At 57.1% G+C, this 21,123-nt stretch carries 18 protein-coding genes, 1 other RNA gene and 2 pseudogenes; 7 read left to right on the top strand and 14 right to left on the bottom strand.

The window, feature by feature from the left end; all coding sequences use genetic code 11:
- Positions 1-26: 26 nt before the first annotated feature.
- Positions 27-995 carry a Bug family tripartite tricarboxylate transporter substrate binding protein gene (locus tag G518_RS0127405; protein ID WP_036596318.1) on the bottom strand — a complete coding sequence of 323 codons (969 nt, stop codon included), beginning with the start codon at positions 993-995 and terminating at the stop codon, positions 27-29.
- Between the two features lie 141 nt (positions 996-1,136).
- On the opposite strand from G518_RS0127405, the gene G518_RS0127400 reads away from it, so the two are divergent.
- Positions 1,137-2,045 (top strand): LysR substrate-binding domain-containing protein, encoded by a 909-nt coding sequence (locus G518_RS0127400; RefSeq protein WP_028605197.1) that lies wholly within the window; start codon positions 1,137-1,139, stop codon positions 2,043-2,045.
- Positions 2,046-2,047: 2 nt separating this feature from the next.
- Here G518_RS0127400 and G518_RS0127395 read toward each other — a convergent pair whose 3' ends face one another.
- Positions 2,048-3,250: an FAD-dependent oxidoreductase gene (locus tag G518_RS0127395; RefSeq protein WP_028605196.1), complete on the bottom strand. Its 1,203-nt coding sequence runs from the start codon at positions 3,248-3,250 to the stop codon at positions 2,048-2,050.
- 1,081 nt (positions 3,251-4,331) lie between these two features.
- Here G518_RS0127395 and ffs point away from each other — a divergent pair.
- Both ffs and G518_RS0127385 read left to right on the top strand, forming a co-directional pair.
- An RNA gene (gene ffs, locus G518_RS39620) (signal recognition particle sRNA small type) lies at positions 4,332-4,428 on the top strand.
- 75 nt (positions 4,429-4,503) lie between these two features.
- Entirely contained in the window at positions 4,504-5,952 is a 1,449-nt protein-coding gene (locus tag G518_RS0127385; RefSeq protein WP_028605194.1) for an NHL repeat-containing protein, read from the top strand.
- 47 nt (positions 5,953-5,999) lie between these two features.
- Here the strand turns inward: G518_RS0127385 and G518_RS37255 are convergent, their stop codons facing one another.
- The 10 genes and pseudogenes from G518_RS37255 to G518_RS37240 all read right to left on the bottom strand — a co-directional run bounded on the left by G518_RS37255 (position 6,000) and on the right by G518_RS37240 (position 14,464).
- Positions 6,000-6,242 carry a hypothetical protein gene (locus G518_RS37255; protein ID WP_036596314.1) on the bottom strand — a complete coding sequence of 81 codons (243 nt, stop codon included), beginning with the start codon at positions 6,240-6,242 and terminating at the stop codon, positions 6,000-6,002.
- Between the two features lie 24 nt (positions 6,243-6,266).
- Complete coding sequence (locus G518_RS37250) at positions 6,267-6,560, bottom strand: hypothetical protein (protein ID WP_051237472.1); 294 nt, start codon at positions 6,558-6,560, stop codon at positions 6,267-6,269.
- Between the two features lie 16 nt (positions 6,561-6,576).
- A complete protein-coding gene (gene ccoG, locus G518_RS0127370) occupies positions 6,577-7,944 on the bottom strand; it encodes a cytochrome c oxidase accessory protein CcoG (protein WP_084652385.1) in 1,368 nt (455 codons plus the stop codon).
- Positions 7,945-8,168: 224 nt separating this feature from the next.
- Positions 8,169-8,441 (bottom strand): annotated as a pseudogene (locus G518_RS41185) (OmpA family protein); the annotation flags it as partial.
- 129 nt (positions 8,442-8,570) lie between these two features.
- Positions 8,571-9,461, bottom strand: a pseudogene (gene ccoP / locus G518_RS37245) (cytochrome-c oxidase, cbb3-type subunit III); the annotation flags it as partial.
- A gap of 33 nt (positions 9,462-9,494) precedes the next feature.
- Positions 9,495-9,632, bottom strand: a complete 138-nt coding sequence (locus tag G518_RS0127360; protein WP_028605192.1) for a CcoQ/FixQ family Cbb3-type cytochrome c oxidase assembly chaperone — start codon at positions 9,630-9,632, stop codon at positions 9,495-9,497.
- Positions 9,633-9,652: 20 nt separating this feature from the next.
- The gene (gene ccoO, locus G518_RS0127355) at positions 9,653-10,270 is read right to left on the bottom strand and encodes a cytochrome-c oxidase, cbb3-type subunit II (RefSeq protein WP_028605191.1); all 618 of its coding nucleotides are present in this window, start codon (positions 10,268-10,270) and stop codon (positions 9,653-9,655) included.
- A 19-nt stretch (positions 10,271-10,289) separates the two neighbouring features.
- Entirely contained in the window at positions 10,290-11,726 is a 1,437-nt protein-coding gene (ccoN, locus tag G518_RS0127350) for a cytochrome-c oxidase, cbb3-type subunit I (RefSeq protein WP_028605190.1), read from the bottom strand.
- 66 nt (positions 11,727-11,792) lie between these two features.
- Positions 11,793-11,930 (bottom strand): cbb3-type cytochrome oxidase assembly protein CcoS, encoded by a 138-nt coding sequence (ccoS, locus tag G518_RS0127345; RefSeq protein ID WP_028605189.1) that lies wholly within the window; start codon positions 11,928-11,930, stop codon positions 11,793-11,795.
- A 59-nt stretch (positions 11,931-11,989) separates the two neighbouring features.
- Complete coding sequence (locus G518_RS37240) at positions 11,990-14,464, bottom strand: heavy metal translocating P-type ATPase (protein ID WP_425414312.1); 2,475 nt, start codon at positions 14,462-14,464, stop codon at positions 11,990-11,992.
- Between the two features lie 155 nt (positions 14,465-14,619).
- Here G518_RS37240 and G518_RS0127335 point away from each other — a divergent pair, with 155 nt between their 5' ends.
- The gene (locus G518_RS0127335; RefSeq protein WP_028605188.1) at positions 14,620-15,063 is read left to right on the top strand and encodes a universal stress protein; all 444 of its coding nucleotides are present in this window, start codon (positions 14,620-14,622) and stop codon (positions 15,061-15,063) included.
- A 178-nt stretch (positions 15,064-15,241) separates the two neighbouring features.
- On the opposite strand, the gene G518_RS41180 is transcribed toward G518_RS0127335, so the two are convergent.
- A complete protein-coding gene (locus tag G518_RS41180; RefSeq protein ID WP_028605187.1) occupies positions 15,242-17,056 on the bottom strand; it encodes a hypothetical protein in 1,815 nt (604 codons plus the stop codon).
- 115 nt (positions 17,057-17,171) lie between these two features.
- Between G518_RS41180 and G518_RS0127325 the strand changes: the two genes are divergently transcribed.
- Positions 17,172-18,149: a helix-turn-helix transcriptional regulator gene (locus G518_RS0127325; RefSeq protein ID WP_028605186.1), complete on the top strand. Its 978-nt coding sequence runs from the start codon at positions 17,172-17,174 to the stop codon at positions 18,147-18,149.
- A gap of 107 nt (positions 18,150-18,256) precedes the next feature.
- Here the strand turns inward: G518_RS0127325 and G518_RS38825 are convergent, their stop codons facing one another.
- Positions 18,257-18,862, bottom strand: a complete 606-nt coding sequence (locus tag G518_RS38825) for a hypothetical protein (protein WP_051237470.1) — start codon at positions 18,860-18,862, stop codon at positions 18,257-18,259.
- 656 nt (positions 18,863-19,518) lie between these two features.
- On the opposite strand from G518_RS38825, the gene G518_RS0127310 reads away from it, so the two are divergent.
- Positions 19,519-20,037: a sigma-70 family RNA polymerase sigma factor gene (locus G518_RS0127310; RefSeq protein WP_425414311.1), complete on the top strand. Its 519-nt coding sequence runs from the start codon at positions 19,519-19,521 to the stop codon at positions 20,035-20,037.
- Positions 20,038-20,124: 87 nt separating this feature from the next.
- Complete coding sequence (locus G518_RS0127305; RefSeq protein ID WP_028605184.1) at positions 20,125-21,087, top strand: FecR domain-containing protein; 963 nt, start codon at positions 20,125-20,127, stop codon at positions 21,085-21,087.
- The last annotated feature ends 36 nt before the right edge of the window (positions 21,088-21,123 follow it).

Below are 21,123 nucleotides of genomic sequence, written 5' to 3'. Positions count from 1 at the left end.
GTTTCGACTTGACCTGCTGTGATGAGCTATTGGACTGAGGCTCCGGACGTCTGCACGACTTTTTTCATCCGAGAGACTTCCTGCGCAATGAATGCACCGAATTCTTCGGGCTTGTCCGCGATGACGGTGAGACCCATCTCCTGAAGACGAGCCGTCACAGAGTCATCCTTCAAAGCCGCAGCGAAGGCGGAGTTAAGTTTGTCAACAATCTCTTTCGGCGTGCCCCTAGGTGCCATCAAGCCGTACCAAATGCCTGCTTGCAAGTCGGGATAGCCTGCTTGCGTTGCAGTAGAAACTCCCGGCATCACAGGACTGGGAACACGATCCGTCAGAACAATGGCTTTGAGCCGTCCCGATTGAATGTGCGGCATGACATTGGAGAGGTTGTCGCAGATCATCGAGACTTGGCCACCCAGCACATCCTGCGTTGCAGGGGCTGGACCTTGATAAGGCACATGAACGATATCTATTCCGCTCAACGCCTTTAGCGTGGCACCACAAAGATGACTGGTACTGCCGTTACCGGCGGAAGCGAAAGTCAGCGAACCCGGAGACGCCTTTGCAAGACTGACCAATTCCTTCAAATTCGTGGCTTTGACCGAAGGATTGACTACCAAAATATTGGGCGTGGATGCAGCGTTAATGATCGGCACAAAATCCCGCTCTGGGGAATATTGAAGCTTGGCATAGATCCATTGATTAATTGCCAGTACACCCGTAGTGGCCACGAGAATGGTGTAGCCATCAGGCTTTGCTGCAGCCACCTTGACTGCGCCCAGGGAGCCATTGGCGCCCGGCCTGTTCTCCACAATGACAGGTGCCCCTAAAGATTTGGAAACCAGAGGTGCGACCAATCGCGGAATTAGATCGCTCGTGCTGCCAGCCGGAAAAGGTGTGACGATGGTTATCGTTTTTTCTGGATAACCATTTGCATACGTGTTCAACGCTAAAATCGACACCAAGCCGGCAAATAATTTTTTCAGAACAATACCCATTTAGTTTCACCTTTGTAGCTAGAATTCAAGTTAGCTTATGATTGATAAATTAAATTTGTCAGCCTTATATTAATTGCGTTGCCAATCTCCTGCAAACAATTAATAATTCAGATGTCTTGAGTTTTTTGAAAGTAGTTTTCAATGCGACGCCGTGTTCCCAGCATGAGTGCCCTTTTGGCTTTCGAGGCGACCGCCCAGCATCTGAGCATCACCCGGGCCGCCGACCAGCTTGCTCTGACCGAAAGCGCAGTCTCTCGACAAATTTCACTTCTGGAAGACCAGCTAGGAATACCGCTCTTTCATCGCGTCAAAAAACGTCTGACGCTTACACGTGCTGGGGCTGCATATGCTCGCGACGTCGGACGTGTCTTGGCTCAGTTGGAGCACGATACGCAAGAGGTTATGGCGCTTGAGGGAGCAGAGGGCGCCCTGGAAATCGCTGTCTTGCCGACAGTCGGCTCGCTGTGGCTGATCCCGAGGTTGAACGACTTTTATGCGCTAAATCCCACTCTGTATGTGGATCTCAGCGCACGCAGCCACCGATTTTTATTCAGTGAAACAACCTTCGATGGGGCGCTATGCTTTGGCAGTGAGACTTGGCCTGGAGCACGCTCGGACTTCCTGTTCAACGAAGATCTTGTACCGGTAGCGAGCGTTAGGCTTGTTTCACCAGACGTCCCGGCGGAGCCAGACGCTCTGGCTGCACACAGACTTCTTCACCTCATGACTCGACCAGATGCCTGGCAAGCCTGGGCCGAAATAGCGGGCCCCACGGATCGCAACATGATGAAGGGACTGCGCTTCGAAACACAGTCCATGCTGATCAGCGCAGCATGCGCCGGACAAGGTATCGCGCTACTCCCACCATTTCTGATAGAGGCTCAACTTAGATCGGGCGAGCTGAGGGTGCTTTCGGATGTCTCTGTGCGCAGCCCCGGGGCGTACTATTTCTGTTACCCAGAAGATAGTGCCACAGAGCCGCATCTGATTGCCTTCAGACATTGGCTGCAGGAGCAGTCCAAGCTATTCCGATCTGGCCACCCATCGTAAGCTTAAAGCTGCGCCGCCTTCTCCAAGCTTTCGATCATGGAGATGCGACGAAGGAACGCGCGCGTCTTGTCAACATCGGCCATGGCATCGCGAATCTCGCTGCGGAACGACTCTTGATCTTCGGGCGTCTTGGCCTCTAAGTTCCGTTTGTTCCGGATAGTACCAACCTGAATCGCATCCATAGTGACGGCACGCCTCTGGCGATCATAGGCATCCAGGAACGACTCTTCTTCACGACCTTCAATGACAGCAGCCAGCCGATCTGCGAGGTTTAGGGCGTCATGGAGCCCGCCGTTCATGCCCATTCCTCCCAAAGGATTATTGATGTGGGCAGCATCACCAGCCAGGAATGTTCTGCCAGCACGAAAATTGGAAGCGACACGCTGGTGCACACGGTACAACGTGGTGTGCTCGATCGGCGCAGCCGCTCCAATTTGCTTCGGGAGGGTGCTTAGCAGAGCGTCCCGTGCGTACTCCATCGTGCGTGCATCATCATCCGTCACTTCTGCTGCGACCGGCACCATAATTCGCCAAGCGTCGATGATTCGCAGGAAAAAATGCCAGCGCTCTGGGTCGGCCCAATAGCTGACCGATGTCACACCAGGCTTGGCCGCCGCCACGTCCGCCGAGGTGGTAATTACCAAAAAGCGCTCGGGCCATGTGAAGCCGTCGAACGCGATGTTCTGGCACCGGCGCACTGCGCTATTCGCACCGTCCGCACCGATTAACCATTCGCATCGGAGTCGATCCTCAGACCCACCCTGCAAGACAGCGTTTACGCCAGACGCATCCTGATCAACGCCGATGACCTCGCAGCCGAAGCGAATCTCGAATAATGGATTGTCTTCGAGTGCATCAAGGATTATTCGAGTCAGCTTGAATTGCTCAGCCTGCAGGCGATACGGATGCCTTGTGAGATCCGAAATTGCTGCAAAATCGAATACCCCTAGCTCACCATCGATGGTTGAAGCGTATTGAACCTTGGGCGCCTTTAGTCCCTGTGAAATCAAAGTTTTCGCAAAGCCCAAATCGTCCAGCATGTCGAGTGTGGGGGGGTGAAATGTCGATGCTCGAGATTCGGAGCTGAGTTTCTCGTTTTTTTCCAATACCAAAACTGGTATGCCGCGCCTTACCAGATCGGCCGCTGCAATCATTCCGACAGGACCCGCACCCGCGATCACCACGGGCCTTGTATTTTGTTGCATCAATTTCTCCACAGGTTTTAAAAAGTCCTGCGACGCAGGAATTTAAATAAATGTTAGGAGAGAGGAATGTCGCAGTCAATTGATGAATAGCGAACAGATCTTGAGTTTTTAGTAGTCCACACAAAACCATCCTTGCGACAAGATTTCCGAAAATGCGCTGCGATGATCCAGGAATACAACCAAAGGTCGCACCGACGTTAGTACCGTGAATTCGAAGTTCGCAAAAAAATTTCTCAATTTTGGTGGTGATAACTTTGACCAAACAAGGAGCTTCGGCTTGGCGCTGTGGGTGTCCGGGTTCCACCGGACTTCTTTCCCGAGTTCACGCTTGAAGCGGAGGGTGCCGGGACGAATGCAGTGCTGCGCGCTTGTCGCGAACCAGCGCTCCTCTTAATTGAGCGGTGACGCACCGGGGACCTCAGGTGAACTTCAAGGGTGGAGACGGGCCGGCTACGATCTGATCGGTTCCTTTGTCATCTTGGGGCGACCTTGCGAAGGCACTTTGCACAAGCTCCCCCGCTGCGCGAAATCGCGGGCCCCCGAGGGGGCTTTTTCATCTTGGGACGGCCCGACGATGAAAGTTTGCCCCCACGCTCCCCCGCTACGCGAAGTCGCTGCCCCCAAGGGGGTTTTTTCATCTTGGGACGGCCCGACGATGAAAAAACTGTAAACGCACTCTAAAACTGATGTATTCAGGCAACGATCTCGCCCACTCAAGGCGAATCGCGCTATGCTGCAGCGCAATAGAAACATTCGTAGTTCCCATTCGGCGATCGCTCCAATACTTGATATTGGTGAAAAGTCGTTAAATTTGTTTCACAGGCATGCTTCAACTTGTAGAGAGTCCTGATTGCTCTGATACCGACACCGCGCTGGCCACCGCCAGTCCTGAAGCGGCGGCTCTGGTGTTGGCGCTCAATGGCTGTTGTCATCCTCGCGTAGGTCGCCTGAGAGCGCGGCTCGGTGACTGTGACAATTCCGACCAGCTCGAGCTGTTGCGGAGCGAGGTTTTTAATGTTTTGGCACTTAGTTTCGGCCCCACGGAAGCGCAACGCCGTCTCCTGCCCCTACAATAGCAAGTGACGGGCCTTCCCGCATGGTGAAGCGGCCAACCGGGTCAGGTGGGGAACCAAGCAGCCCTAACTGTGAAGTCAGTGCCGGGGTCAAGGCTCGTCACCTTTTTAATTACTCGCTTCCAGGATTGCCTTGAGTATGTCTCCGCGCTTGGAGCAAAGAAATACGAGACATTCCGCATGAAGCGTCGTAACGCCCTTCAGTCGTTTGGTTTACTCGCTGTGCCTGGCCTTTTGGCAGCCTGCGGTCCTGGCGACAACCTTACGCCCACGCCTCCTCCACCAGCGCCTTCCCCTGCGGATAGCTGGGCTCCCGGTGTTCTGAAGAATGCGAGCACCTTCGGATCAGGCACACCTGCGCTGGCGCTTCAAGCCAACGGCGCCGGAAAAATGCTGCTCGCGGTGGGGCCCACTTCTGAATCACTGGTTTTCAGCGTCAGTACGCTTGATGGCTCTTCCGTCACGATGCAGCGGCCCGGTGGCACCACCACCACGGTCGCTACCCTGGCGCCCGTTGCAGATATGCGCGGCAACACACTCTGGTTGTGGCAAGACGCAGGAAGCTCTGCGGCGCAGCAACTGTTTTACGCTGTCAGTAGTGGCGTTAATGGGCAAATCAGTGCTGCGCGCGCATTGCCTCTTTCGCCTGCGCCGTCCTTACAAGCATCGGTAATGGCACAAGATGCCGATGGCAATGCCTTGGTGCGCTGGTCCAGTGGCCCATTGGATGGCGCTGGCCTGCCCACCCTTGGGGGCTTGCTGCGGTTTACCGCCGCAACGCAACTCTGGAGCGTGGTGCCACTGCCCGAACCAACAGCCAACCCAGCCTTACTGCTTTCAGCGAACGCTGTTTTTGATTCCAATGGCCGCGCCTGGCTGATTCAGCCCACCCCTGGGACCGTCAGCGGCGAATGGACGCTCCCGCTCTACAGCCTGCTTCCCAACGCAGCCAATTGGTTGACGGCACCAGTGGTTCCCGCCACCCTGCCCCGCTCATCGATTTTCCAATTGAGCATTGATTCAAGAAATCGGCTCGTAGCCGCCCACTGCGTGGCCCATGATCCCAAAGTCATCACGCCTCCGCTTTCGATTTCTCGTTACGACCAGGCAGGCGCGGGCTGGACCACGCTACCGGTGCCAACCCTGCCAAGCAATGGCTACCGCGTGAGCGTGGATGCAGTGGGCAATATATGGGCCGTGGGCGCAAGTACCATCGCGCGTTACGACAACGCTGCCGCCAACTGGACCGGTCCTCAAAACATCGATTTCGCCCCTGCCGATGGCCTGCAAAGTGACGGCTCCTGGCCATTCGCTTTGGCCACCAACAGCCAGGGAAATACATGGGCCGTGGGAGTGCGCCGCAAAACGGCCGGACAAGACCTGCCGGTTCTGTGGATCAACTTCTTCGATGCCACCACACGCCTGTGGAGCCAAGCCGGCACCCTGGCGGTGCAAGGCGGTGAAAACAGCAGCTTCGTTCAACCGGCCCAGGGCCAAGGCACAAGCTTCCTGGTGGCACTTGCGTTAGACTCCCAGAGCCGCCCCATGGCCACCTTGACGGAAATTCTCAGAACCACCTTGTTGAACTACCAAGGCCGCACCTGGATCGCACGGGGCCGGACTGCCTGAGAGCGTAGAGAGGCTATAGAGCCTGTTCAAAGCGGCAGAACACGAGCCTAGTTGGCTCGGTTCACCTCGCTGGGCGCCAGTGACAGCAGCATGGTCAATGCGCTCGAGACCATCATCATCACCCAGAAGATAAAAAAGGTGACGGTATAGACGGCCTCTCGGGACCAGTTCAGGCGTGCGCCGAAGAGGCTCAGTGCCTCGGGATCAAGCACGGCGAACACCATCATCTCAAGCACCGCTGCCGCTAGAAAGGCCGGCCAGGCGATCCACATGAGTCGCTTACGAAGCATGGATAATTTCCAGCGCGCAGTGGCTTAAGGGTGACCGGCTTGGCGCGTTGGGGCCGTGCCCTCCAGCGCTTTGGCGGAAGAAGGGGAAGCCGCGTGGTTGCGCCCCTGCATGGCTGGCGTGAGTGCGGGGTCATGCTCGTCTGCTGGCTGCAGTTGAGCGCTGCGAGGAGCATCCGCATAGACCGGATCCGGCCTGGTCACGGCCAGGTAAAGCGTGATGAACGAGGCCACCACCACGATAGAGGGCCCTCCCACCACAAGCCACATATGGCCATACTTCCACCACGGGCCTGAAGAAATATTCTGTGTTGAACTCATATGGATTACCTTGAGATTACCTGGGTACTATGAAAACGGATTTCTCGTTCACCTGACCTGCCTGCTCTGATTTCACATCGATGTGGATCTCATGAGAGCCAGGTTTCGCTCCGTCGTAAGGTAGCTGCAGCCTGACTGGCACCCAGAGGCCTTCAGCAGCATCTACCGTGACGCGAGCATCCGTCACCAATTTCAGCCCTTGCAGGCCAGAAACCGAGATATCGTAAGTCTGTGGTTTCTCGGTGGCATTCATGATCTGCACGCGGTAGACGTTCTCGATCTTGTTGCCATCAACGATCCGTGCCAACGTAGCACGGTCACGCACGATATCGACCTTGAACGGTGTCCGCAGGAAAAGGCTGCCGAATAGCGCAATGGTCAGTACCGCCAGGATGCCGCTATAAATCAATACGCGTGGGCGCAGCACGTGGCGCAGGATCTGCGAGCCGCTCCAACCTTTTTCGAGCGCGTTCTCCGTGGAATAGCGAATCAGCCCTCGTGGGTAGCCGACCTTATCCATGACGCTATTGCACACGTCGATGCAGGCAGCACAGCTGATGCACTCGTATTGCAGACCCTCGCGAATGTCGATGCCCGTTGGACAGACTTGAACGCACAGGGTGCAATCCACACAATCGCCCAGACCGGCGGCACGGTGATCCGTCTTGCGCGAACGCGCGCCGCGAGGCTCACCACGAGCCGCGTCGTAAGTGACGACCAGTGTGTCCTTGTCAAACATGGCGCTCTGAAAGCGCGCATAGGGGCACATGTACTTGCAAACCTGCTCGCGCATGTAGCCGGCATTACCGTAGGTGGCAAAGCCGTAGAAGAAAATCCAGAAAAGCTCCCATGGTCCCAAGGTCCATTGGAAGAAGTGAAGCGCCAGTTCCTGTATGGGCGTGAAATAGCCGACAAAGGTGAAGCCTGTCCATAAGCCTACCGCTATCCAGGCAAGCTGTTTAAGCGCCTTGCGCGTAAACTTGGCCGCAGACATAGGCGCTGCGTCCAGCCGCATGCGGGCGGAACGGTCACCTTCGATCTTCTTTTCAATCCACAGATAAATTTCGGTGTACACCGTCTGCGGGCAGGCATAGCCACACCATTGCCGCCCCGCAACTGCGGTGAACAGAAACAACAGCATGGCCGAGATGATGAGGAGGCCCGAGAGGTAGATGACATCCTGCGGATACAGCACCAACCCGAAAATGTAGAAACGCCGCGTGTCCAGATCGAACAGGACAGCCTGCCTCTCACCCCATTGCAGCCAGGGCAGGCCATAGAAAAAAATCTGCGTGGCGTAAACGAAGAACCAGCGCCACTTGGAGAACAGGCCAGTGACGCTGCGCGGGTAGATCTTCTTTTGCGCCTGGTAGAGCGACACCATGACTTCATCAGCGGGCACAGCACCAGCTGCCACCGCCGCAGCGGTGGTTTTTTCAGAGTGGGATTTTGTACTCAAGTCAGCTCAATTTGTCGAGCGCCAAACGGCGCTTCGCGCGCGGGGCTTGAATTCTGCTGCCGATCGACCCGCCCCGCATGCAAGTTGATCGGTACTCATACAGTGGAAAACGGACCTAATTCAAACACTACGCTCTGCGTGAGAAATTCCTAACCCAAAGCCACTTCCACGCGGCGCGCCTCTTTACCGGCACCGGCTTCAATGTTCTCGGGCTTTTTGAACTCTATCTTATCCTCGGCAACGCCCAAAGTCTTGAGCTGGTCACGAACCGCAAATGCGCGCTGCTTGGCCAGTTCCTCGTTCTGAGCCGCATTGCCAGTGGTGTCAACGTATCCGCTGATCACCACCTTTTTGCCAGCCTGTACTCCGGCCACGACATCGGCGAGAGCCTTATCTGAACCGGCAGCCAATTCAGCTTTGCCCGTGGAAAAGAAGAACTTGACCACGCCATTTTCGACCGCCACTGATGCCGCATCAGCCGCAGGAGACGCTGCAGGAGTTGCAGGAGTGGCAACCGCTGCCGCAGGCTGCACACCCGGCACGCCCCCGCCAAGGCCCCATACATAGGCTGTCAACACATTCATCTGCTCTGGCGTGAATTTGCTCGACCAGGCGGGCATGACATTGGTCTTGCCGTTGGTGATCATGTTGACGATATGCGATTCGACACCAGCACCGTCAACCCAGATGTTGTCGGTCAGGTTAGGTGCGCCCAGGGCCTGATTGCCCTTGCCATCAGCACCGTGACAGGCTGCGCAGACCGCAAACTTCGGCTTGCCCAGATTCGAGCGTACGGAGTCATTGGGTGAGCCTGAAAGGCTGAGCACGTAGTGTGCGACATTGCGCACATCTTCGGGCGTACCGACTGCAGCGGCTATGGGTGGCATCACCCCTGTTCGGCCGTTGGCGATGGTTTCATGAATTTTGTCGGGCGAGCCACCCCACATCCAATCGCCATCGGCCAGGTTCGGGAATCCCTTGCCGCCGCGAGCGTCGGAGCCATGGCATTGCGCGCAGTTGTTCATGAACAGGCGGTCACCAATGGCCATGGCCTTGGCATCCTTGGCCAACTGCTCCGTGCTCATTCCCGCGAAAGCGGCGTAAATAGGCGCGGCCTGCTCGTTGCCCCGGGACACCTCGCGATCGAACTGGCCGGTTTGCGACCACTTGAGCGAGCCTTCATAGGTACCAAGCCCTGGGTAGAGATACAGATACGCGAATGCGAACACCACGGTGATGATGAACAGGCCCACCCACCAGCGCGGCAGGGGGTTGTTCATTTCCCGCAAATCCCCATCCCAAACGTGCCCGGTGGTATTGTCGCTGAGAGTCATGGCCTTGGTCTTGCCACTGATCCACAGCAGCGCCAAGCATGCCAGGATCCCCCCGATGGTGATCACCGAAATGAAGATCGACCAAAAGTTGCTTGTAAAGTCACTCATTTTTTGTTCCTTGTGGGACCGCTTCGGCGCCTCTCAATCCTGCTCGAAAGGCAGGTTCGCCGCCTCGTCGAAGCGCGCCTTGTTTTTGTTCGACCACGCCCAGAACACGATGCCGAGAAAGACAACCAGTGCCGTGACGGTGACGATGCTGCGCAAGCTATTGATGTCCATGAGTTGAGTCCTCCTGAAGCTTATTTGCGATGAATGCCGAGAACTTGCAGGTAAGAGATCACTGCATCAAGCTCGGTCTTGCCCTTCAAGTCTTCTGGTGCTTTAGCGATTTCTTCGTCTGTATATGGCGCGCCCAAGGTACGCAGTCCCTTCATGTGGGTCTGGATGGACTTGGCGTCGGCTGGGGTCTTTTCGAGCCATGGGTAAGCCGGCATGTTCGACTCCGGCACCACGTCACGAGGGTTGATCAAATGCACACGGTGCCAGTCGTCGCTGTAGCGGCCGCCTACTCGCGCCAAATCAGGACCCGTGCGTTTGCTGCCCCATTGGTGGGGACGGTCATAAACGAACTCGCCTGCAACCGAGTAAGGACCGTAACGCAGCGCCTCAGCGCGGAAGGGCCGGATCATCTGCGAGTGGCAGTTGTAGCAGCCCTCACGCACATAGATATCGCGCCCCACCACTTGCAGCGAGGTATAGGGCTTCAGGCCCTCTATCGGTTGGGTAGTGGATTTTTGGAAAAACAGTGGAACGATTTCGACCAGGCCACCGATGGAGACCACGAGCAAGATCAACACAATCATCAGAAAGTTGTTGGTCTCGATCTTGGCGTGGCCGGTGATTTTTTCTTGAGCCATGTTGGTTACTCCTTCAACTTCAGGCGTGTGCAACTGCGGCAGGAATCTGCACAGGAACCGCGCGGCCGGCTGTTGCCGTCTTCACTGTGTTCCACAACATGATGAACATGCCGCCGAGATAAAGCACTCCACCAAGCAGACGCAACACGTAGAAGGGGAAGGTAGCCTTTACGGATTCGACGAAGGTGTAGGTGAGCGTGCCATCCGGATTGACAGCGCGCCACATCAGGCCCTGCATCACGCCTGCAATCCACATCGCGGCGATATAGACCACGATGCCGATGGTGGCGATCCAGAAGTGTGCCTCGATGGCTTTGGTGCTGTACATCTGAGTACGGCCAAACAGGCGCGGGATCATGTAGTACATGGAGCCCATGGTGATCAGGCCCACCCATCCAAGCGCGCCGGAGTGCACATGGCCCACCGTCCAGTCGGTGTAGTGGCTGAGGGCGTTGACGGTTTTGATCGACATCATCGGACCCTCGAAGGTGGACATGCCGTAGAACGACAGCGCCACGATCAGGAATCGCAAGATGGGATCATCACGCAGCTTGTGCCAGGCACCGGAGAGCGTCATGACACCGTTGATCATGCCGCCCCAGCTTGGCGCCAGAAGGATCAGGGAGAACACCATGCCTACGCTTTGCGCCCAATCAGGGAGAGCGGTGTAGTGAAGGTGATGTGGGCCAGCCCACATGTAAGTGAAGATCAGCGCCCAGAAGTGCACGATGGAGAGCCGGTAGCTATACACCGGACGGCCAGCCTGCTTGGGAATGAAGTAATACATCATGCCCAGGAAGCCTGCCGTGAGGAAAAAGCCCACGGCGTTATGCCCGTACCACCACTGCACCATGGCATCTTGCACCCCGGCATAGGCGGAATAGGACTTCATGGCACCCACGGGAAGCGCCGCGCTATTGACCAAATGCAAGAGCGCTACGGCCAGTATGAAACCGCCATAGAACCAGTTGGCCACGTAGATATGCTTGACCTTACGGGTACCCACGGTGCCGAAGAAGACCACCGCATAGGCCACCCACACGAGGGTGATCAGGATGTCGATGGGCCATTCGAGTTCGGCATATTCCTTGCCGCTGGTGTAGCCCAGCGGCAGGCTGACCGCAGCAGCCACGATGACCAACTGCCAGCCCCAGAACGTGAAGGCAGCAAGCTTGTCCGAAAACAGTCGCACCTGACAGGTTCGCTGCACCACATAGTAGGACGTAGCCATGAGACCACAACCACCGAAGGCGAAGATCACCGCATTGGTGTGAAGCGGCCGCAATCGGCCGTAGCTGAGCCATGAAATGCCCAGATTTAACTCTGGCCAGGTCAGCTGGGCGGCGATGATCACCCCCACAAGCATCCCGACCACACCCCAGACCACCGTCATGATGGCAAATTGCCTAACCACCTTGTCGTTGTAGACAGTGGCTCGCATATTGGCGAACGTCATTTCCACCCCTTCCTAATGAACCTTGAATAGTGTCCTCGAACCCAGCATGGTTTCCCTTGATATGAATCAATCATGCTCAAAAATGCGCTCCCCTTCGCGGTCGATTTCATCGAATTGCCCGCGGTAGATAGCCCACCACAGGGCGCCGAGGATGAAAAAAATCAGCACCACGGAGAGCGGGATCAGTAAATACAGAATGTCCATGGGCCTAAAAGCGCAGTGAGGAGAAACAGCGCTGCACGGGCAAACAGGAACTTTGAACCTCAATGACCATTCAGCGCTCCTAAAGCTTGCCCTTGTTCGAGCGGCATTTCAAGGCCTAGCTCCAGTGGCGCTGCCCCAGACAAGCGCAAGGCGTTGAGCACCACCAAAAGCGAGCTGGCAGCCATACCCAGCCCAGCCAGCCAAGCCGGCATCCAACCGATCACTGCGAGCGGAATACCTACAGCGTTGTACACAGCTGCCCACCCCAGGTTTTGCTTCACGATGCGCATGGTGCGGCGTGCCCGCAGCACTGCAGCCGGGATGGAAAGCAGCCGCTCGCCAAGAACCACGAAATCAGACTGCGCTTGCGCCAAGGGCACTGAGCGCCCAAATGCGAACGAGACGTCGGCGCCGGCAAGCACGGGACCATCGTTCAAGCCATCACCCACCATGGCAACCGTGGCGCCGGCTCGTTGAGCCTGCTGCATAGCACTAAGTTTGTCTGCGGGAGAGTAGCCGCCACGCGCATCACTGATTCCAGCCAATTGCCCCACGCGTGCCGCCGCTCCAGGCCGGTCGCCGGAAAACAAATGCACCCGGATACCCTGTGCCTGCAAGGCAGCTACCGCTTGCACGGCATCGTCGCGCAAATCCTCACGCCATTCGAAGCTTGCCAGCCACCCTTGCTCATCACTCAGGTGAGAGGTGAGGCCGTCTCCCGCCGTCGCCCCGTGGGTGCTACCCTCGAATCCCTTGCCCTGGGCCGCTACCGCACGCGGCAGGCAAAAAGCTTCAGAGCCCAGGCGCACTCGTCGCCAAGCCATCCCCTGATCAGCCAACTCAGCCATCACCCCCTGGCCGGAGATCTCCTGCGATTCACGGACATGCCAGGCATCGGGCGTGAGGCCCGCCCGTGCGGCTTCGGACACCAAGGCGCGGGACACCGGATGCAGGCTTTTCTGAGCCAGCGCGGCACCGATTGACAGCGCCTCCTCGCTTGTTACCCCCGGGCGTAACTGAATACGCTCCAGCACGAACGCATCACGGGTCAGCGTGCCCGTCTTGTCAAACACCACCGTGTCCACGGCAGCCAAGACTTCGAGCGCCTGCAAGCGGCGCACCAATACGCCCCGCTTCGCCAAACTTCCTGCACTGGCCAACATGGCAGCAGGAGTAGCCAATGAGAGCGCACAAGGGCAGGTGACCACCAGAATAGCCACGGCAATCATGAGCGCATGCCCCGGATCTGTGGGCCACCACCAGGCACAAGCCAGTCCTGCCGCCAACAGCACGAATATCAGGAAAGGCTTGGCGAGGCGGTCAGCCAATTGGGCAATGCGGGGCTTGCTGGTAGAGGCCGATTCCATCAACGCCACAATCTGTGCGTAGCGTGTCTCACGCCCCACGTGTTGCACCCGAACCTCCACTACCGCCGTAAGGTTGTGGCTGCCGGCGATCACCTGGGAGCCCTGGCCCCGTGCCAATGGCGTTGACTCGCCGGTCAACAAGGCTTCGTCAGCCGTGGTTTCGCCGCGCAGCACGATGCCATCCGCGGGGAAAACCTCGCCCGGAAGCACTCTCAGCACATCGCCCACGCGAATCCGGCGCGCCGCTACACGCTCCCAAGCGCCATCTGCGCGTTGCCGCTCCACGCTCTCTGGCAAGCGGTGCATCAGCTTTTCCAGGGCGCCAGCGGTGCGATCACGCAGCCGCAACTCCAACCAGCGGCCCGTGAGCAGGAAGAACACGAACATGGTCAGCGAATCAAAGTACACCTCGCCGCCGAACACGCCGGCAGGCTCAAACGTGCCCAGGGTGCTGACGACGAAGGTGATCAGCATGCCTATGGAGACCGGCAGATCCATGCTGACGCGACGCAGCTTGAGATCAAGCAGCGCATTGCGGAAAAAAGGCTGGCAGCAAAAAAGCATCACGGGGATCGACAGCACCCACGCTGCCCACCGAAGCAGGTGCACGATATCTGGCTCGATCTCGCCTGGCGCAGTGAAGTATGTTGGTGTGGCATACATCATGACTTGCATCATGCAAAGGCAGGCCACCCCCAGACGCCACATCATCGTGCGGGTTTCTGCAAGACGACGCTCGGCGGCAAAGGCATCGTGCGCCGGTAATGGCGGATAACCGACCCTCAGAGCAGCCTGCATCCAGGTGGAAGGAAGCGTGGCGCCCTCCTCCCACACCACCCTGCCGCGATGGCTCGCCGCACCAACCTCGACCGAACGCACACCAGGTGTTTTACGCAGCGCGTCTTCAATGGTGACCGCGCAGGCTGCGCAATGCATGCCCTCAAAAACGACCGTAGACTCCCAGCAGACGCTCGTATCCTCGCCCTGCGTTTGCACGCGGCGGCTGAATTCCATCCACTCGTCGGGCTCGTCAAGCAACTCCCAGCGCTGGGCAGCGCGTGGTTGCAACTCAATTCGCACTGGCTCGTCTCGTGGGGAAGATAGGACGGCGGCGCTTTCCATGAGGTGCACTGTAAACCCAATACCAGACGCGGCCTTGACATACATCAAGACAAGCTCCGGCGTTTACTTTAAGGTAGCTAATGTGCTTACTAAACTCTTGAGAGCGTCTGGCTCTGTATGAATTTAGTGTGAACCATTTTAGAGACGTGCCTGCGCTCTAGAACGTGTTTGAGCAACCCTTAACTACCAAGGAGTCAGTCATGTACGAACGTATTCTCGTAGCCACCGATGGTTCGGCGCTATCCAAGAAAGCCGTCAACAGCGCGATTTCCCTCGCCACCCTCTGCGGCGCCGAGCTGATCGCCCTGAAAGTGGTGCCGCGTTACCCGCAGAGCTATTTCGAAGGCTCTATCGCCCTATCGGCCGAAGATGCCAAACGCGTCGAAGCTAAATGGACGGAAGAAAGCCAGAAAATTGTCGACGCCATCAAGAAATCTGGCGAATCCAAGGGCTTAAAGGTCAAAGCCGTGCTGGTGAAATCAGACGTGGTGTCCGACGCCCTGATCGCTGCCGCCAAGAAGCACAAGGCTGATTTGATCGTCATGGCATCACATGGCCGCAAGGGCGTCAAGCGGCTGCTGCTGGGCAGCGAAACCCAGCAAGTACTCACACACTCGGAAATTCCTGTGCTGGTATTGCGGTAAGCCCAGGTGAAAAAAACTACCGCAGGGCACGCCTGAGGTAGTTTTTTATCACCATGATTCCAGCATCAGATTCCGCTGGATCAGGCGGACTCAGGCGCGTTTCATTTCAAGCGGATCCTTTCCGAATCCCGACCAAGCTTGTACCTCATGACACCCTGCAAACGGGTCTCACTTATTGTTATCGTGTGACGTAGTTGGGCGCTAGGTAGACGCCGCCTTTAAGGCTTTCCCCCGCAATAGATTGGAAGTTTTGGCCAGCCCTCTCGCCAGTGGTAAACCGGTAGAGAAGATTCGCAGCCTGGACGTCTTTGTGGGACGAGGGGGGGAAATCCGGATTGCCATAGTTAATGTCTTCCCAGGCAGCGTAAGACTTCACGTTGAGGCAACCATCATCCTTCACCCTGTAGCCCCACTCGAAGTCGCCCTCCCATGCCCCATCCTTGTATTTACCGCGTCCTATGTCGCCCGCCGGGCAACTGAACACCATGCTGGCACCACTTGCGTGCGACAGAGTTTGTCCGCATAGCGAAGAGAATTTCGTATCGCTCGGCAGCGTCCGGGTTGTCACCTTTTGAGGAGCAACCACGCCGTTGGTCACGATCTGGAGTATTCCGAACGAACGGCCGGGCGTGCACGCACCGGCTGTAGGCGCCGGTGTAGGCGTGGGTGTCGAAGCTGAGGTCCGGCTGCCCGTGAAGCTGCCACTGATAGCCTTGCCATCCGAAGTACCGGTATAGCTACCTGTCACACCGCCTTTTGCATCAATCTTGCCGTTCAGCGTGGCATTGGTGCCATCCCCATCACTGCCTTTGAGGGAAAAATCACCATTCATGGCCACATTGCCGGAGCAGGAGATCAGCGTGCCTGCTGTGCAATTGCCGATGTTGCCATTGCCATTCACCGGGAAGCTCACAGTCACGCCGCCGCCGGAAACATTGTAGGTGCCTGCGTGGGGGAAAGCGGGCGTTGGTGTTGGTGTTGGTGTTGGTGTTGGTGTTGGTGTTGGTGTTGGTGTTGGTGTTGGTGTTGGCGTGGGTGTTGGCGTGGGTGCAGTACCTGTAGCCACAGGCTTGACCTGTGTCCAATCCACCATGTTGTTGGCAGACGGCCCTTTATTCATACCGGCGATCGTCCCGGTTATCTGGTCATGCGGCAAATCTGCAGAATTTCCGCCATTCGCCGAGCTTGGCGTTTTAACAATCTGGCCGGAGGTCCCTATTTCCCCGCGTGGCATAGACACGACGCGATTTGCGGCGCTCTGTAATTCATTCGACGCTAGGAAAGCCTTTCCTTTCTTAACCAATGCAGAGCCATCTGCCCCAATTCTTTGAACAAACGTGACACCTTCCTCTACAAAGTATCCAAAAAAATCCGCTGCTAGAGTGGCTTTCGCCATGAGGTCAGCGACCGCGCACTTGTAAGCAACCGCCTCTCCCCAAATCGATCTCTCAGACTCTTCCACAGGGTGATTTTCCAAGCAAGTCTCAACGAGGGATGCCTTCTGCTGAAGAGACTTCCCCGCGGGCAAGGAGCCAGTGATAGCGCTCCCATCGCTACCGGTGATAGAGAAATACCTTAGTGGCCCACCGATATTCATGTTGATCGCTATACCATCGAACTGCATGAGCATATCGTTCTCACGAGGCCACGAAAAGTGATAGATGGTTTTGTCCTTGGCCAAATAGTCCACATGCGACACCCCGCCAGCAGCATTGCGGTAGGCCACGAAGCCCGTTCCGTCCGGATTGCTCTCTACAAAGGCGACCGTTGAGTTTTTGTCGGTGAAATAGACCGCTGAATACTGCTGCACTGTAGGTGCAGGTGCAGGTATGGGTGCGGGCGATGGAACCGCGGCGGAGTCGCTTTCACCACCGCCACCGCAGGCATACAGGGACGCTACCAGCCCGGCGAGCAGGACCAGCCGATGCACACGGCGAGATACAGCAGGTATGTGGAGCGGAGGGCAAGCAAGGGGTGAAGGCGAACGTGGCATGGGATTTTTCCTGTAATGATTGCGCGTGCACACCTTAGCTTTGATACAGAAGAAACAAAATCATGCAAATGCAGTATTTTTGATGTAGATTTGCCCTTGATTGCTCCCTCTCGCTATGCCCTCCACCCTAGACAGCTACAACGCACTGCTGCTGCATCTGTACCGCCTATCGCACGAATTGCCTCTGGATCAATTCCAGGACGCGGCGCTGGAGTTGGTCAAGCCCGTGTTGCCGTTCGATTCGTCGATGTGGGGTTCGGCCACGCTGACGCCCGTAGGCATCGACGTGCACAACATCCATTTGCACTGCCAGCCACCGGAGATGCTGCAGGCCTACGAGGAGATCAAGCACCTGGACACAGCCGGTGCGCTGGCCGCGCAGGAGCCCAACGCGACGCTGGCGTTCCACGCCGACTCATGGTTTGCCGGTCCGGACAAGAAGCCGTTGCTCGCATATGGCAAGCGCTTTCGGCAGACCCATTTCTTCATTGGCGGCGCGGTCAACCCCAAGACCCGCTTCACCCGATGGCTGACGCTGTTTCGCGCCGACGACCGAGCCTATTGCACCGAGACGGAGCGCGTGCTGCTTGCGGGCCTAATGCCGCACATACAGCAAGCACTGGAGCTGAACCGGCTCACGCACTTGGCCCAATCCGCGGTGACGGGGGGCCAGGTCGCGCGAGGGGCCGCCATTGCCGACCTGCGCGGGGTGATTTACCACGCGGACGCAGCGTTCGAGCAGGCCTTGCGCGCCGAGTGGGATGGCTGCCGCGGCGATGTATTGCCTCCGGCGGTCATTAAGGCATTTCTGCAAGGGGCCGTGCGTTTCAAGGGGCACAGCCACGTGGTGAGGCTGCGGGTGGAACACCAATTGCTTTTCCTGCAAAGCCGCCCGCGCTGCGCGGTGGACGAGTTGACGCCCCGGGAGTTCACTGTGGCGCAGTTGGTGGCCCGGGGTAATACGCACAAAGAGATCGCCGATCTACTGCACCGCGCACCCGCCACAGTACGAACCCAGATTAGCGCGGTCTATGACAAGCTCTGCGTGAGCAACGTAGCGGGCCTCATAGAGGCGTTGAGGCTGGTGGAATGACGCATAAAGACACGAGGACTATCAAAAACCATCGCATCTAGTGGGTGCCGGGTAAACAACAAACCCTCATTCTTGAAACGCCTTCGAAGCCCAACCCAGCGCAAGCGTCAGCTAGGCACCACTTTGCCGATATCGTCCTGAGTTGGAGCCGCCAGAGTGGCGGTGGTGGAAGGCGAGACAGAAGAAGGCGCGGGTATGTACCCGGCCAAGCCCTCGCGCAGACCCATTTCCAGGCGGTCCACACGGGAATGCAGATCACGGTTATGGTTTTCCACTGCTTGTACCAGCCGTGAAATCTCAGCATCTACCGGGCGCTCTCGAAGGCCCATTTCAGCGCGATCCACCCGGGAAAGCGTTTCTCTGCTTTGGTTGTTGATAACTTCGGAGAGCCGCGCAACTTCGCGATCCAGGTGTGCCCGTAGATCGGTAAAGCGCGAAGCCTCGGCTTTATCTGCCAGATCACGCTGGATCGCCAGCTCCTTGGCGTGGCGACGTGTCTCGAAAAGTACCGTGGTCTGCATGTAAGCGATCAGGGCCACGAACACCGTTGCCAGCAACGCCATCAAGCCCAGCAGGATCAAGCCCAGCGGTGCGCGGACATCCGTATAAATCAGGGAAAGCTCGGTAGGCGCAGTCATCTGCGCCCAGTTGACGCCTACAAAAATAACAATGACCGCCCCGACGAGCAGCAGGAACAGGGATCTCAAGGACATGTCGGATTCCTTACAAATGAATTTAATGCAACGCAGCACACAGCCGCATCGTTCTATCCCAAGTGTAGCGGCCCGGCCAAGCCTCGCGTGTCAGACGTTACCGCCGAGAAGCCATGAGTGAATCCTTCTGAGAGCAATGACAAGCCGAAATGCGGCCAGATGCCCTCCTCCGATGGCCGAGAAACAGGGAGAGCAGCTTCACTTCCTTTTTGGGAAAGCGCTTCAAACGCTTGATTTCAAAGCGCTTTACGAGTCATCCAGTGTTTCTGTGGATAACTTTGTTGATAGATGGTCGGAAAACGCTCCCGCGCCTTATAGAACAAGGCTTTGTCTGGAATGCCCGCAAAAATGGCAGCTTCTTAAATCCAATTAAATCAAGCACTTACGTTCACAGCAGTTTCAACACTGAAAGCCGGACGATCACAAGATCTTGATGCGCCGCAACATGCTTTTTGTGCATAAGCTAGAACGCTGGAGCATTGACCGCAGTCAAACGAGGACACTAGAGAAAAGAAAGATCAGCGAAGACAACTTAATTATTGATTACTTTAGTATTTATTTTTTATCTAGAAAATTCAACAACACCTTGCCTCGCATAGCAAACTGCAGGACGAATAGAATGCGAACTATTCTCATTAGTAAACCTGCGCATGCAAATGGCAGACACTTTCATGCTGTCAAGCGATACAACTCTGCGCGTCCACGCGTTGTACAGCAACCACCATCGATGGCTGCAGAGTTGGCTGCATCGCAGATTGGGCAATACATTCGACGCCGCAGATCTTGCCCAGGACACTTTTCTGCGGATTCTTGTTTCCGGGCGAACGCCCGAAGCCGAACAATCGCGCGCGCACCTTACACAGATCGCCAAAGGTTTGGTGGTGGATCTGTACAGACGGCGATTACTGGAAACGGCCTACCTGGAGGCTTTGACTCATCTTCCTGTAGCGTTGTCGTCTTCGGAGGAAGAACGTGCTCTGGTGTTGGAAGACCTGTTGCAAGTAGATGCTGCACTCCGTGCCTTGCCACCCAAAGTGAGGGAGGCGTTCCTGTTGTCCCAACTCGATGGACTCACCTACACGGAGATCGCCCAGCGCATGGGCGTCTCGTTTGGCGCTGTTCGCAAATACATGTTGCGTGCCGCCCAATCGCTTCATTCAATACTCGGGACTTGACACCCCGCCATGAGAAAAGCCACGGCAACCCCATTCAACGCTTCTGGCTCGTCCGGCCCACGTCAGTCTCCGCTAGCCAGCAGAGTCATGCAACAGGCATTGGAATGGCAGGTCACGTTCTGGTCCGGGGAAGTCACCGCCGCCGAGCGAGAGAACTTCGAGCGCTGGGTGGCGCAAGATTCGGAGCACGCGCGGGCATGGGGGCAAATCCAGCGAACCGACGCGAAACTGCAATCCCTTTCCAGCCCGGGAGCGGGTACGGCGATACGCGTGGCCAACTCGGTGACGGTATCAAGTTCACGGCGAAGCGCTTTGCGTGTCATTGTGGTCGTCGCGGGGGCTGGCTTCGGAGCCTACGCCTTGCGGCAGGGCCCACAGTGGCAACTCATCATGGCTGATTACCGAACCAGCCATGGGGAACGGCGAGAGATCAACCTGCCCGATGGAAGCCGGCTGATACTCAACACCGCCACCGCAATTGACGTTCAGTTTGGCCCAGAGGGCCGAAATGTGTTCTTGCGGGCAGGTGAGATTTTCGTAGCCACAGCGCCCGATCCACAGGCGTTAAATGGGTTGACCTCGCGTCCGTTCACGGTGCATACGGCACAGGGGGCTGTGCGTGCTATTGGGACCCGTTTCACGGTCCGTCAACTACAAGAAAAATCACAGGCCATGGTCGAAGACGGTGCCGTGGAGATCCGTCCTCAGGCAGAGGCTTCCAATGCCACCCGGCTGAACGCCGGGCAACGCGCTCTTTTCTCCAGCGGCACCGTGGAGATATCCACCGCGTCGGCAGCTACGGAGACAGCCTGGACGCGCGGTCTGTTGGTGGCTGATCGCATGCGCATGGAAGATTTCCTGGCCGAGCTGGGGCATTACCGCGCCGGCGTGCTGCGTTGTGACCCGGCGGTGCGCAATTTGATCGTCTCTGGCGTCTACCCGTTAGATGACACCGAGCTGGCGCTTTCTACGCTCGCACAAGCGTTGCCGGTCAGGGTCGACCGGGTGACCCGTTACTGGGTCACCGTGCGTCCGCGGATGGATAACTAAGAAATAACGCAGAGAGCGCTAAAAAAAGCTTCTTCA

This window comes from Ottowia thiooxydans DSM 14619 (assembly GCF_000422885.1).
In the GTDB taxonomy this organism is placed as follows: domain Bacteria; phylum Pseudomonadota; class Gammaproteobacteria; order Burkholderiales; family Burkholderiaceae_C; genus Ottowia; species Ottowia thiooxydans.
The sequence above is the reverse complement of the archived record's forward strand: the minus strand, read 5'-3'. Positions and strand labels throughout refer to the sequence as shown.

Coding starts and splice junctions, on each gene's coding strand:
- G518_RS0127405 (WP_036596318.1), bottom strand. CDS start 995: ATGGGTATTGTTCTGAAAAAATTATTTGCCGGCTTGGTGTCGATTTTA.
- G518_RS0127400 (WP_028605197.1), top strand. CDS start 1,137: ATGCGACGCCGTGTTCCCAGCATGAGTGCCCTTTTGGCTTTCGAGGCG.
- G518_RS0127395 (WP_028605196.1), bottom strand. CDS start 3,250: ATGCAACAAAATACAAGGCCCGTGGTGATCGCGGGTGCGGGTCCTGTC.
- G518_RS0127385 (WP_028605194.1), top strand. CDS start 4,504: ATGAAGCGTCGTAACGCCCTTCAGTCGTTTGGTTTACTCGCTGTGCCT.
- G518_RS37255 (WP_036596314.1), bottom strand. CDS start 6,242: ATGCTTCGTAAGCGACTCATGTGGATCGCCTGGCCGGCCTTTCTAGCG.
- G518_RS37250 (WP_051237472.1), bottom strand. CDS start 6,560: ATGAGTTCAACACAGAATATTTCTTCAGGCCCGTGGTGGAAGTATGGC.
- ccoG (WP_084652385.1), bottom strand. CDS start 7,944: ATGGTGTCGCTCTACCAGGCGCAAAAGAAGATCTACCCGCGCAGCGTC.
- G518_RS0127360 (WP_028605192.1), bottom strand. CDS start 9,632: ATGGACATCAATAGCTTGCGCAGCATCGTCACCGTCACGGCACTGGTT.
- ccoO (WP_028605191.1), bottom strand. CDS start 10,270: ATGGCTCAAGAAAAAATCACCGGCCACGCCAAGATCGAGACCAACAAC.
- ccoN (WP_028605190.1), bottom strand. CDS start 11,726: ATGACGTTCGCCAATATGCGAGCCACTGTCTACAACGACAAGGTGGTT.
- ccoS (WP_028605189.1), bottom strand. CDS start 11,930: ATGGACATTCTGTATTTACTGATCCCGCTCTCCGTGGTGCTGATTTTT.
- G518_RS37240 (WP_425414312.1), bottom strand. CDS start 14,464: ATGTATGTCAAGGCCGCGTCTGGTATTGGGTTTACAGTGCACCTCATG.
- G518_RS0127335 (WP_028605188.1), top strand. CDS start 14,620: ATGTACGAACGTATTCTCGTAGCCACCGATGGTTCGGCGCTATCCAAG.
- G518_RS41180 (WP_028605187.1), bottom strand. CDS start 17,056: ATGCCACGTTCGCCTTCACCCCTTGCTTGCCCTCCGCTCCACATACCT.
- G518_RS0127325 (WP_028605186.1), top strand. CDS start 17,172: ATGCCCTCCACCCTAGACAGCTACAACGCACTGCTGCTGCATCTGTAC.
- G518_RS38825 (WP_051237470.1), bottom strand. CDS start 18,862: ATGTCCTTGAGATCCCTGTTCCTGCTGCTCGTCGGGGCGGTCATTGTT.
- G518_RS0127310 (WP_425414311.1), top strand. CDS start 19,519: ATGGCAGACACTTTCATGCTGTCAAGCGATACAACTCTGCGCGTCCAC.
- G518_RS0127305 (WP_028605184.1), top strand. CDS start 20,125: ATGCAACAGGCATTGGAATGGCAGGTCACGTTCTGGTCCGGGGAAGTC.